This window comes from Paenibacillus sp. BR1-192 (genome assembly GCF_029542445.1).
GTDB classification, from domain to species: Bacteria; Bacillota; Bacilli; order Paenibacillales; family Paenibacillaceae; genus Paenibacillus_AQ; species Paenibacillus_AQ lautus_A.
Genome location: NZ_CP120718.1, coordinates 1208103 through 1220837, shown reverse-complemented (window position 1 = coordinate 1220837; position 12735 = coordinate 1208103). Strand labels below are relative to the sequence as shown.

The 12735-nt window shown below is 54.1% G+C and carries 9 protein-coding genes; all 9 read right to left on the bottom strand.

Annotated elements, in window-relative coordinates:
• Positions 1 to 5 precede the first annotated feature (5 nt).
• Entirely contained in the window at positions 6 to 1145 is a 1140-nt protein-coding gene (locus tag P0X86_RS05240) for a CaiB/BaiF CoA transferase family protein (protein ID WP_277747970.1), read from the bottom strand.
• Positions 1146 to 1187: 42 nt separating this feature from the next.
• A complete protein-coding gene (locus tag P0X86_RS05235) occupies positions 1188 to 2282 on the bottom strand; it encodes a CaiB/BaiF CoA transferase family protein (RefSeq protein WP_277747969.1) in 1095 nt (364 codons plus the stop codon).
• Positions 2283 to 2335: 53 nt separating this feature from the next.
• On the bottom strand, positions 2336 to 4696 hold the full coding sequence (locus P0X86_RS05230; RefSeq protein WP_277747968.1) for a glycoside hydrolase family 2 protein: 2361 nt from the start codon (positions 4694 to 4696) through the stop codon (positions 2336 to 2338).
• Between the two features lie 136 nt (positions 4697 to 4832).
• The gene (locus P0X86_RS05225) at positions 4833 to 7901 is read right to left on the bottom strand and encodes a glycoside hydrolase family 2 TIM barrel-domain containing protein (RefSeq protein WP_277747967.1); all 3069 of its coding nucleotides are present in this window, start codon (positions 7899 to 7901) and stop codon (positions 4833 to 4835) included.
• Positions 7902 to 8006: 105 nt separating this feature from the next.
• Entirely contained in the window at positions 8007 to 8825 is an 819-nt protein-coding gene (locus P0X86_RS05220; protein WP_277747966.1) for a sugar phosphate isomerase/epimerase family protein, read from the bottom strand.
• A 15-nt stretch (positions 8826 to 8840) separates the two neighbouring features.
• The gene (locus P0X86_RS05215; protein ID WP_277747965.1) at positions 8841 to 9647 is read right to left on the bottom strand and encodes an SDR family oxidoreductase; all 807 of its coding nucleotides are present in this window, start codon (positions 9645 to 9647) and stop codon (positions 8841 to 8843) included.
• 28 nt (positions 9648 to 9675) lie between these two features.
• Complete coding sequence (locus tag P0X86_RS05210) at positions 9676 to 10443, bottom strand: SDR family oxidoreductase (RefSeq protein ID WP_277747964.1); 768 nt, start codon at positions 10441 to 10443, stop codon at positions 9676 to 9678.
• Between the two features lie 15 nt (positions 10444 to 10458).
• The gene (locus tag P0X86_RS05205; RefSeq protein ID WP_277747963.1) at positions 10459 to 11475 is read right to left on the bottom strand and encodes a zinc-dependent alcohol dehydrogenase; all 1017 of its coding nucleotides are present in this window, start codon (positions 11473 to 11475) and stop codon (positions 10459 to 10461) included.
• 23 nt (positions 11476 to 11498) lie between these two features.
• Positions 11499 to 12602, bottom strand: coding sequence for a mandelate racemase/muconate lactonizing enzyme family protein (locus P0X86_RS05200; RefSeq protein WP_277747962.1), 1104 nt, complete (start codon positions 12600 to 12602; stop codon positions 11499 to 11501).
• Between the last annotated feature and the right edge of the window lie 133 nt (positions 12603 to 12735).

The following is a 12735-nucleotide window of genomic DNA, read 5'->3' as shown; positions in this document are numbered from 1 at the left end:
TCTCTTCAACGTGTAATGTTCCATTCCGATTCAACAACGGCGTTATGCTCTCCAATATGCGGCGCTCCTCTAGAGGACTGCAGCCGATGGCCGTTCAGCCTGATGGGACAAGAGATTGCCGTCATGCGGGCCCCGTTGCTTCGATAGATGTCCTGCGTCATACACAGCTCGCTGAACGCTTCCTCCTGCAGAAGCTGCTTCCAGTCCAGCAGCTCCTCGCAAGGGATGCCGGCCTTTTGCAGTTCTTCGCTCCAATAATGAGCAGGACGTGTTGTCAGCAGCTCCTCCATGCGGGCAGCCGCAGCTTGGCCTTGGCCGAGCGCATCCAAGGTGAAGTGAGGGGCAAGCGCCTGGGCCAATGTGTGAAGAGGCATATCGCCGAGCGCGATATAGCCTGCAGCAGTTGGATACAGCCCCTTCAGCCAGCGGATGGACGCCGAACCCTCTGCTCCTGAGGCAGATAAGCTGGAGCCCTGATTCGGCATCCACTTCTCCTCCCAGATCTCCTGCATGGCATCCAAGGTGGATGCCAACATATTGACCTCTACATATGCGCCGCTGCCTTGGATGGATCGACGCACAAGAGCCGCCAGCATGCCTTGCACAAGGTGGGCTCCGGTTATCATATCTGCAATGGCAAGACCAAATGGGATAGGCCCCCGTCTCGACTTGTCTCGGTGCAGCCAGGGCAGTCCCGTGAGCGCCTGGAGCAGCAGATCCTGTCCGGGTCTGTCACGGAGCGGACTGTTCCCTCCATAGCCGCTTATAGAGCCATAGATGAGACGCGGATTAATAGCTTTCACCTCTTCATAGCCGAAACCAAGCTTCTCAATGACACCCGGCCGAAAATTCTGAACCATCATATCCGCATGGCTCAGCAGCTTCCGCACCTTGCATCGATCTGCCTCGGACTTCAAGTCGACAGCATAGCTTTCCTTATTCCGATTGATGGAGTGAAACAGCGTGCTGTCCCCATCCAGCTCCAAATTCGAAATATACAGCCTTCTGCACAAATCCCCGCCGTCCAGCCGCTCAATCTTTATGACTCGCGCGCCCAAATCCGCTAATCGCAAGCCTGCATAAGGACCAGACAGGAATTGACTGAAGTCAAGCACAAGCAAGCCCTCCAGCGGTCTCGGCATCATGATGGATCACTCTCGCTTCAACTTAATATGCAGCTGCTACGGCTATAGCAGCTGAAATTCCGCCTCAAGCCTAGCGTTGTCCATGCCCGCCCGCCCAACTCCACGGCGACTTCCCATATAGTTGTTGTCGAAGCGAATGGGACAATAAGGCGTAAGGAATAAGCCGCGCTCCTCCGCTTGCACCTGCTGTATATTGCGCAAGGCTAGGAAGCCTTCGTGCTGAAGCAGCTCGTCAACCGTCTGAACCACGGCGCACCAATAGCCGCCCTCGTCCAGATCCTCCGCCCATTCCGCAGCCGCTTTGGTTCTGAGATGATCGGCGAGCAGACCTTTAATTTCATCCCGCCTCAAGAACCAGCTGGCAACATCCTCATAGCGGGCCAAAGCTTCGCATTGCAGCAGAGCGCCCAGCTCCAGCACAGAGCCCATGGCCAGAGCCAAATACCCATCAGCCGTTTCATAGATTCCATATGGAGCCGCCAGATAAGCATGGGCATTATTTAACAAGCTTCGCTGCGGCAGCTGTCCACCATCATTAAGATGAGTCGTCAGCACCTCGAATTGATAATCAATCGCCGACTCCAGCAGACTAACCTCGACAAGCATCCCCTCCCCCGACTTGGAACGGTGCACAAGAGCGGCCAGAATGCCTTGCACGAGATTGGCGCTTGCGAACATCTCCACCGTGGACAGCGGGAATGGGATTGGGAGATCATTGGCATTCCCGCTCAGCCAGGGCATGCCCGTGAGTGATTGGACGAACAAATCGTCATAAGGCTTCGCACTCCAGGCTCCTTCCCGGCCATAACCCGTTATACTGGCATGGATCAGCTTGCCATTCAGCGCTTGCGTTCTCTCATAGGGGAGCAGCGTTGTCTGCAACCCGCTTGCAGGCGGCCCTTCGATGAGAACATCAGCCTCCGCAATCAGCTTGCTCACCTTCGCATGCTCTCCAATGGCGGCGCGGAACTGAAATCTCTCCTTGTTGCGGTACAAGCTGACAAGCGGAAGCGGCTCATCCTCCGTCCCCTCGATTCGGATGACACGCGCCCCAAGATCAGCCAGTCTTAACCCCGCGAAGGGACCGGCAAGCCGCGTGCAGCATTCCACGACGAGCAGACCCTCTAATGGAAGCAAGCCATCCCCTCCCCAGCCGTAACATTCTTCCAAGAAACATCCGCTTGCCGATATTATTCCAGCTCCCAAAGCTCAGGGTTGTAGCGGTAATAGCTGTGGCCATATTCATCGCGCAGCTTGTTGCTTTCGTCCAGATGCTCGATACAAATGCGCTTCGCCTCGGCCTGATCGCCAATAAGCAGCTTGTAGGCATTGCTGGCCAGCACGCTGCCGCCTTGCTTCAACGTCAGCGCAACCGAGAACTCGCCTGCCGCGTCAGCATCCACCTTCCATGCGATGTCGCTGAATTTGGCGGAGCTGTTGGAAGCCACCTGCGCCTCTACCGTGCCGCTTTGTACAACCTCGCCTTTATGATTGCTCAGCGTCCATTCCAACTCGGTGTCCCCGTAGGCCTCATGGTAGTCATTCACAATCCACAGCTCGCCTTGGAACGTCTCGCCCGGGTTCCATCTTCTCTTCGCGAATGCCAAGCTTGGCAGAAGCGGCTGATAGCTCCTCTTGACATAGTCGAAACTGATTTTTTTCTGACCATAATAATCGACTAGCCCCCACTTGATGTCAGGCCAGTGCGTAATGAAGTGACAGAGTGACACACCGCTCATACGCGGCTTCCGTCTGCGGTACAATTCAAGGGCAAACTGCAGAATCGTGCCGTGGGCGATTTGAGTCGATTCCACGAATTGCTCCAGCGAATCCATTCTCTTATCCCCGAACACCTCTATGTTCAGTCCTTGGAGAATGTGGATATCGGCCCAGTGGTAGCCCCAGCTTGGTCCAATCGGCCAAAGCTCGTTCTCCGGAATGAACTTCCTCAGGCTTTCGATAGATGGCGCCGACGCCGCCGTCAATTCCGGAATGATGGAGCAATCCAGAGCCGGGTAATATTCCTCCATGAAGCTCCGGCCGCCGCCGTAATAATGTTCATTGGCGTGCTGGGACTCCTTGGGCTTGAAGCCCATGCTCTGGCCGAACTCATTGCTAAGCGGCGATGCCAGCCCGTAAGGAACGGAGGTGTATGCCCCAATGGCAACGCCAATCGCTTCCATGAGCTCCTTGTTGCCGCTCTCAATATGTGCATCTGTAAAAAACACTTCTTCTCCGCCCATCCAATAAATATTGGAGGGGTGATTGCGGCGAAGCTTCACAATTTCAATACATTCCTTCGCAACCGAATCTACAAATGCAGGCTCATTGGAGAAGGCTTGTGTTGAGAACGTGAAGTTCGTCCACACCGTAATGCCCAGCTCATCGCACAGCTTATAGAAGGTTGGAATTTCCGGCGGATGCCAGCCGAAGATCCGCAGATTGTTGATATTGCTCTCCTTCACCAGACGAAGCAGATGCTCATATTTCTTCGTGCTGTTCCGTCCATACAGGAAGGACGGCTGGCCGCCCCAGCATGCCGAGCGCAGGAATTGGCGCTTGCCGTTAATAACGAAGGTCCACGGATATTCCGACTCCGCTTCGGTGAAGCCTGGATTCTTCTCCATCTGAATCGTACGGATACCGATTCTGTCCTCAACACGATCCTGCTCCGAACCGTTCTTCCGGACTGTAATTGCCATATCGTACAAATTCGGAGTGCCCATATCCCAAGGCCACCACAGCTTCGCGTCCGCAACATCTACACTTGCCTTCACAGTATGGCTGCCGGCTTGAACCTCTGCCTCCACCGTACGAGTGATCGTCTCGGATTCGAAATTATGGCCCTTCAACGCGATCTGAAGCTGGACGGTTGCCGACTCTCCAGCCATATTGTCGAGCTCAACCTCCACATGAACGGCAGCGCCCCCATCCTTAAGCTCGGACTCGTTGCGATAATTCACAATGCGCACATCCTCAGTAGCCACGAGGCGTACGGGACGCCAGATGCCGATTGGCACCAGGCCGGTGAAATAATCGCCAGAGAAGTTCACCTTCTTGCCGCCGACATTGCGGAAATTCTTCGGCGGCGGGTCCAGCTTGACCGCCAGCTGATTGGAGCCGCCAGCCCATTCATCAAAGTTGAGGTACTGGCTGACCTCGAAGGAGAAAGGAGAGAACATGCCCTCATGACTGCCCAGCAATTGGCCGTTCAGCCATACGGTGCAGCTGTAGTCAACGCCTTCAAATTCCAGATGCACCTTCTTGCCCTTCATATCCTGCGAGACGTTGAACCTGCGAATGTACCACCACTCATATTCCTGCACCCACTTGGCCTTATGCATATTGCGGCCGAAGTAAGGATCCTCCAATTCACCGGCGCGCTGCAAATCCGTGTATACATCCCCTGGCACAGAAGCATAATTCCAGCTGAATATAACACCTTGCCGCTCTGCGGGAAGGATATGGAACCCTTCTCGTTCCCCTTCGCCTACTCTCATCTTCTCCATCTGCCAGAGCTTGCCGCTTAAATCCTTCACTACACGTGACATGCCATAACCTCCCATTATAAGTCCACATTTTAATACAGAACAATAACCCGAAAATTTTATTTATTTAATTATTTTCGGAACATTGTTCCGTTTTGAGTTGATTATACAGTTGGATAGGCTAGGCGTCAATACGTTTTTACTCATCTTCCTTAAACACAGGTCTTAAGGTGAATTGGAATTCGAATTGCTTCTCCTTCAGCTGGTACTTATCCATCAGCTTGGGACCACAGGAGTGCGAGCCTACCCCGCTCATCTTGTAATCGAGCTGAACGATTGTCTCCTTCCTCTGCTGAAGCTCATACGTATGCTTGGCTGCCGTCAGATCCTGAGGCAAATAGCGGGAAGCGTTCAACGAGAAGGGTTCTGTACCGTCCAGCAGCAGCCCCATGCCCAGCTCATTGGATACGACAGCCCATTCCGTGCCCCATCTGGAGCCGTTCTCCTGCGGCATAATATAAGACTCGCCCATTTCCTCAACGCGCTGTACATATCTGCCCTTGCGTACGCTCTGACGCTTGTCCACATAGCTCTCATGCGGTCCATAACCGACATACTCCACCGTATTCATGGCTGCCGGCATTCTTAGCTGTAAGCCGAAGCGAGGCAGGAAGTCTATCTCCTTCTTCACCTCTGCGCTTGCCTTCACCGTTACCGCGCCTTGGGCATCGAACAGCCACTGGGCTGACCCTCGCACAATAGGCTTACGCGTGTAGAGACCCAAGGAAAACTCAACGGTCACGACAACCTCGCCCTCGGCGCGCTGCTCCCAATCACAGCGATACACCTTCATGCCGGCATGCTCCAGACCTTCATATTGCCATCTCGCCACCAACGGTCTGTCGTTATCTAGAGGCGCTCGCCACATATTGAAGGATAGAGGCTGCTCCAGCAGCGCCACCCCGTGCCTTGTCAACTGATCCGGCATACCCTTCCGCAAATCGAAGGAATGGCTGAAGTCAAAGCCAGTAATAATGAGCTTACGGTCCTCCTCCAGCACTTGGATGGAGGTATGAGAGGCCTTGTTGTCAAATCGCTTGGAAGCACCGCTGCCATCACTTGTCGTCAGCTCAAATTGGTGGAACATGATTTCATGCCCACGCTCCGCCCACGCGTTCTCCTCCTCCAGGCAGCAGGATATGGTCAAGCTAACCGCATCCAGGGAGAACAGCTTCGGTTGCAGCGGCAGCTCCACCACCTCTCCGGTATGCGGAGCCGTTCGCAGGCCTCGAAGCTCGCCTTGCTGGAGGAGCACGCCCTCACGCTCCACCTTCCAATAGAAGACCAAATGGGAGAGGTCCACGAAGTCATACAGATTGCGAATCTGCAGCCGACCCTTCTCCAGCTCAACGGCATCCATCCGAACAGGCGCTATGACCTGCTTCAGCTCCAGCAGGCCGGTATGCGGCGTACGATCGGGAGCTACCAGGCCATCAATGCAGAAGTTACCGTCATGCGGCTTCTCGCCGAAGTCGCCGCCGTACGCATAATACGAGTCGCCATGCTCGGTTTTCCTCTCAATGCCGTGGTCGCACCATTCCCACACACAGCCGCCCATCAGCTTCGGCTCGGCGTAGATGACATTCCAGTAGTCCAGCAGGTCGCCGGGGCCATTGCCCATGGCGTGGCTGTATTCGCACAGGAACAGCGGCTTCAGCTTCGATTCATCCTTGGCATAGGCTTCAATCTCCGGAACAGATGCATACATGCGGCTTTCCATGTCCAACGCGCTTGTATCGGGATGACCCAGGTACAGGGAGGCCGCTCCTTCATAATGAACAGGCCTTGCGCTGTCCCTCTCCCGCGTCCACTTCGCCATGGCAATATGATTAGGGCCGTATCCAGACTCGTTACCCATCGACCAGATCACCACGCAAGGGTTGTTTTTGTCGCGCTCCACCATACGAACCGCCCGATCGACGAAGGCTTCCTCCCAATCAGGATTGTTGGACAGCTCATGAAAGTCCGTATAGGATTGCATGCCAAGCCCTTTGGCCATATTGTCCCAGTTATCGGCGATAGCCAGCCCATGGCACTCCAGGTCCGCTTCGTCCACCACATAGAAGCCATATTCATTGCAGAGCTCCAGAAATCTGGGATCATTGGGATAATGAGATGCCCGAATAGTATTAATATTGTGGCGCTTCATCACCTGAAGATCCTGAATCATATGCTGCAGAGGAATGGTCTGGCCAAGGCTTGGATGGGAATCGTGACGATTGACGCCCTTCAGCTTCACGGGAACGCCATTGATCTGGAACACGCCCTCTTGAATCTCCACTCGGCGGAAGCCAACACTGAAGCGCAGCACCTCTTCACCAGAGGACAAGAGCAGCTCATACAGCACCGGCTGCTCCGCACTCCAGAGCTGCGGGTCCAGCACCTGCATTGGAAGCTGTCCCGCTTGCCCTATTTCACCTTGCGCCGCAGCTATTTCAATACCGCTTGGATCTCGCAGAACAGCTTGTACAACGGCACCGCCGGCCATCTCCAGCTCGATATTCAGCTGAGCCTCCCGGTCGCTGTTCAGCAGCGTTGTACGCACGAACACGTCGCGAATATGCGCCTTATCCCTCGCCAGCATATAGACATCCCGGAATATGCCCGTATATCGCCACAAATCCTGATCCTCAAGGTAAGTGCCGTCACAAAATTTCAGCACCATAACCGCCATCCGGTTAACGCCAGAGACAAGGTGCTTGCTGATATTGAACTCGGCAGGCACCCGGCTTCCTTGGCTATAGCCGACGAAGCTTCCGTTCACCCATAGATAGAAGCACGCATTCACACCCTCGAACACCACATATTTGTCCTTCTCCGTCCAATCCGGCGAGAGGTTGAACTCCCGAATATACAGCCCTGCGGGATTGTCGTCCGGTACAAAGGGAGGATCACATGGAATGGTGTAGTTCAGATTGGAATAATGCATGCCGTCGTAGCCGTTATTCTGCCAGCAGGAGGGTACTAATAGGGAGGACCAGCTTCCTGCATCATAATCCGCTTCATAGAAGCTGTCGCGAACCTCCTCCACACTGGCGTAATATTGGAATTTCCAAGCGCCATTTAAGGTCTGATAATAAGGAGAGCGCCCTCTCTTCCGAGAGGCAGCTCCATCGGCATCCGCATGCGGAATATAATAAGCTCTTGACTTCTCGCGGTTTATGTGCAGCGTACGGGGATCTTCCCAATATTTATCGATTTCCAGCACAGGTATCACTCCTATAATAGTTAGGCTGTTCCCTTAAGGGAGACGAAGAGCACCCGTTTCCGAAGGAACCCGAGTGCTCTATGTGTTATTCAGCCGGGCAAGGCATCAATTGCTATTAGCAGCAATCCAGTCTGGATAGCTGGATCTCACCCGATTGGCGATCCATTCATTCACATCCCATAGATCTGCAACAGGCTGCTTCGTAAAGGCAAGCGTCGGCATATAGGGAACTGGTCCAAATTCCGGTGTCATCGTGCTTACAGTTTCCCCCTGCGACTGGCGGCGGCTGAACATCCGCTTCCACCAGCCCTCGAAGCGCTCCCGCTCCATGCTCCATTCCGGTGCTGCAGGATGGGGAACCTGCGGGCCTTGGGAGAAGCCGATTCTGCCATGGATATGATGGGTGTGTGCGATGGCAAGCTCTATCTCCTCCTCCATGTCATGAAGGAGAGATTCACATACATTCGTCCAATGGCTGAAATCTGCCGTAATTCGCAATTCCGGGAACTTATGCAGCAGTCTTGCCGTTGTCCACGGCGAGAACATGGCCCGATGCCTATGTGTCTCGTGTGCAACTGTAATACCGTTGTCCCCCTCTATTCGGAGCGCCGCCTCGAAGAAGCGATCCTGCTCATCATGGCTCATACGATCCCGGGCGCTGTGCGAAACAATGAGCCGGGGCTCGAAGCCGGCAGCTCTCTCCACCTGCTCCTTGAAGGATTCAATATGATCTTCACCGCCAGTGAAAATCTGGGCGATATAGGCAAGCGAATAGGTCTGAAGCGCTTCGCGGAAGGCCGCCTCCTGCTCTGGCAGAGGCATGGGCGCTTCAATGCCGGTATACCCCGCTTCCGCTGCTCGCTTGAATTGCTCGCTATAGGTGCCTTCCATCCCCCAGAGCGCTTTGTATAATTGTAATTTCATGGATTTCTCCTTTTCTCAGCTCTGCAGTCGCAGCTTGTATTGATCAGGCTGGAGGGAGCCGGCTTCCGTTATAGGATCGTATATAGTCACTATGCGTCCATGGAATTGGTCCGCCAGTCCCTCCGCCAGCTTGTAGGCGCATGCCGGCGCTTCTTGAGGATTCGCGGCGCCATTACGTATCCATTCCTCCATATCGGGGAAATAACGTTTCCCTTCCGGCGTTACTCGCAGAGCTCTTGTCATCTCCGAATCATTTAGTCCTGGATTCAACGCAAACACCTTAATAGAAACTCCCGTCTCATCCAGCTCCTCCGCCAAATTTTCTGTAAATCTGGCAACCGCCGTCTTTGCCGTTCCATAAGCATTACTGTTCTTCATCGCATGAGTGGTTCCGCCGCCGATTAAGTTGACAATGCGGCCGAAGCCCTGTCTCAGCATCATGGGGACAATGGCATGGACGCCATAGAAGGTTCCTCTAAGATTAATATCCACATCTTCTCCCCACGTCTCAGGGTCCACCTCCCATGTAGGCCCAATCGCTCGATTCACGCCTGCATTATTGATCCAGACATGAACAACCCCAAGCTCCGACTCCAGTTGACGGACAAGCTCCTTCATCTCTTCATACCTGCGAACATCCACTTGGAAGACTCTTCCTGGCGTCGGAAAGGCTACAAGCTCCGCTTGAAGGGCATTCAAACGATTGCGATCCCTGCCCGTACCAATGACTTGATAGCCTTTATTCCCAAAATACAGCGCCATGTTGCGGCCAATGCCTCTTGTAGCTCCCGTAATGACAACAGTTTTAGTCTCACGCGTCATGTGGGATCCCTACTTTCATGTCAGAATGCTATCTGCCCATCCATCCGCCGTCCACCGTAACAATCGTGCCGGTTACATAATCGGATGCGGAGGAAGCCAGATAGATAACAGCTCCATTGAGGTCCCCCGGTCTTCCCCAGCGAGCTGCAGGTATCCGGCCTAGAATGGCCTCATAACGGACAGGGTCCCCTCTCAGCTGCTCCGTATTATCCGTCTCGATGTAGCCTGGAGCTATCGCATTCACCTGAACGCCGCGCGAGGACCATTCATTCGCCAGCGCCTTGGTCAGCTGTCCAATGCCGCCCTTGCTCGCCGCATAACCAGGCACGTTAATGCCGCCCTGATACGTAAGCAGTGACGCGGTGAAAATAATTTTGCCCGCTCCACGCTCCAGCATGCCTTGTCCGATCTCCCTGGCCAATATGAATTGCGAGTTCAGATTCACTTCGATAACATGATCCCAATAATCATCGGGATGCTCAGCTGCCGGCTTGCGCATGATGGTGCCGGCATTGTTCACCATAATATCAATATCAGCATGCTCTTCCTTCAACTTGGCGATGAACGCGTACAACGCGTTGCGGTCGCTGAAGTCGCAGGCATAACCGGCGAAGCTTCGCCCTGCCTGGCGCACCTCCTGCTCCACCTCGCTCCCTGGCTCCAGGGTTGCGCTTACGCCAACAATATCCGCGCCAGCCTGCGCCAGCGCAATCGCCATAGATTTGCCGATGCCCCGCTTGCAGCCCGTCACCAATGCTTTTTTGCCCCGCAATGAAAATAAATCCAATATAGCCATCCCGCTACCTCCCGCTTAATTGCACTGAATAAGAACCTTCATCACGCCGCTGCCGGATTCCATCTGCTGAAAGCCCGCTTGAATCTGCTCGATAGGATAGACCTCGCTGATCAGACGATCAAGCCCAAGCTCGCCGCTTGCCGCAAGCTGAATCGCTTGCTCGAAGTCCTCATGCTCATACACGCGCGCGCCGAACAGCTGAAGCTCTCTCCAGAAGAAGCGATGCAGATCTACCGGGACAGGCTTGCTGAATATGCCAACAATGACAATACGTCCTCTAACCTTCGGCAGCTTGGTCATAACCTCAGCGCCAGCCAGAGAGGAGGTCACCTCGAACACGACATCGGCGCCTTTGCCGCCAGTTGCTTCCTGCACATACTCCGCCAAATCCCGCTCCTTGGAGTTGCATGTTTCGAAGCCAAGCTCCTCCAGCAGCTGGAGACGATAGGGATTAATCTCCGCCACAACAACCCTTGCTCCAGCAGCACGGGCAACAAGCGCTATCAACGTACCGATGGGTCCTCCGCCGATTACAACGGCATATTCGCCCGGCGCTACTTGACCCAGTCGAACGTCATGACAAGCTACGGCCAGCGGCTCAATCATCGCACCATGCTGCAGGCTGAGCTCATCTGGCAGCCTATGCAGCGTGCTCGCAGGAACGGTCCAATAGGCTTGGAACGCGCCGTCCGTCTCAATGCCCATGAACTGCAAGCGATGGCAGATATGGCTGCAGCCATCCTGACATGCCGGACATTCCCCGCATGGTCCCAGCGGCTTCACCGTAACCTTATCGCCCGGCTTATAGTCCGCAACCTCGCCGCCAACACGTTCGATGACGCCCGACATCTCGTGCCCCATCACTTGAGGCAGCTTCACACGATGGTCCATATGGCCGTGATAAATATGCAGGTCCGTTCCGCATATGCCTGCATAAGCGACCTTGATCTCTACCTCGGCAGGCCCTGGCTCTCTGCGAGTGCCTGTGCCTACAACAATGGTTTTGTTCCCCTCATAGAATGCCGCTTTCATGCTATCCACTCCCTGTTAGATGATTAGAATAATTGCTTATAAGGCTGAAGTAGCTCCCACCGGAACTCTACACCTGTGCCTGGCACATCCGGCGCGACGGCTCTTCCATCCTGAATCACAAGTGGCCGCTTCGTATATTGATCGATCGGGAAGCTGTGCACCTCCAGATACGACGCATTCGGCATCGCCGACATCAAGCTGACGTGCAGTTCCTGCATGCCATGTGTACACACAGGCAGATTATAAGCGTAAGCAAGATTCGCAATCTTCAGCCAGCCCGTTACGCCGCCAATATTGGACGCGTCCGGCTGCGGGAAATCAATCTTGCCGCGAGTAATCATATTCACGAATTCATAGACGGTATGGAAGTTCTCGCCTGCCGCGATAGGCAAGCCGCCTTCTGCGCCAATCCGGCGGTAGCCGTCATAATCGTCTGGAATGGTCGGCTCCTCCAGCCAGAAGATATCATGTGAGGCTAGCAGCTTTGCTGCCTTGATGGAGGTCTCGACCGACCATTTCATATTGGCATCCACCATAAAGGTGCGGTCCGGTCCAATCAGCTCTCTAACGGCTACTACACGCTCGATGTCCTCTGCCAGACGCTCTTGTCCCAGCTTGATCTTCACGGCCTGGAAGCCTTTATCCATATACCCTTGAATATTAGCTAACAGCTTCTCCTTGGTGAAATTGAGATCAATCGCTCCGGCGTAAGCCTTCGTTGAAGAGGCATGGCCGCCAAGCAGCTTCCACAGCGGCTCGTCACAGCTCTTCCCGCGCAGATCCCACAGGGCGATATCAATGGCCGAGATGGCGAACGACGCAATGCCGCCGCGCCCGACATAATGAATATTCCAATTCATCTCTTCCCAATGCTTCTCGATGCAACTGGCGTCCTTGCCCAGCAGGAACGGCTTCAGATCATGCTCGATCATCTGACAGACCGCTCTTCCGCCTACGCCGCCCGTGTAGGTATAGCCGACACCTTCACTGCCGTTCTCCAGGCCAATCGTGACGGTAATTAATTCGAAATGCGAATGAATGCCGTGCCGTGCATCTCCCAATTGCTCCGCGAGCGGCACAAGAAAATAATCGGTTTGAATATGAGTAATTCGTTTTCCATTTGCCATTATGTTCACCCTCTATTATCAGTGATCGGAACCCAACCGTTCCAATTAATCAAATGTTATTACACTTAAGTAGATTCGTCAATACAAAATCGGAACAATATATCAATTTATAATTGAGATTGACTCGTATCAA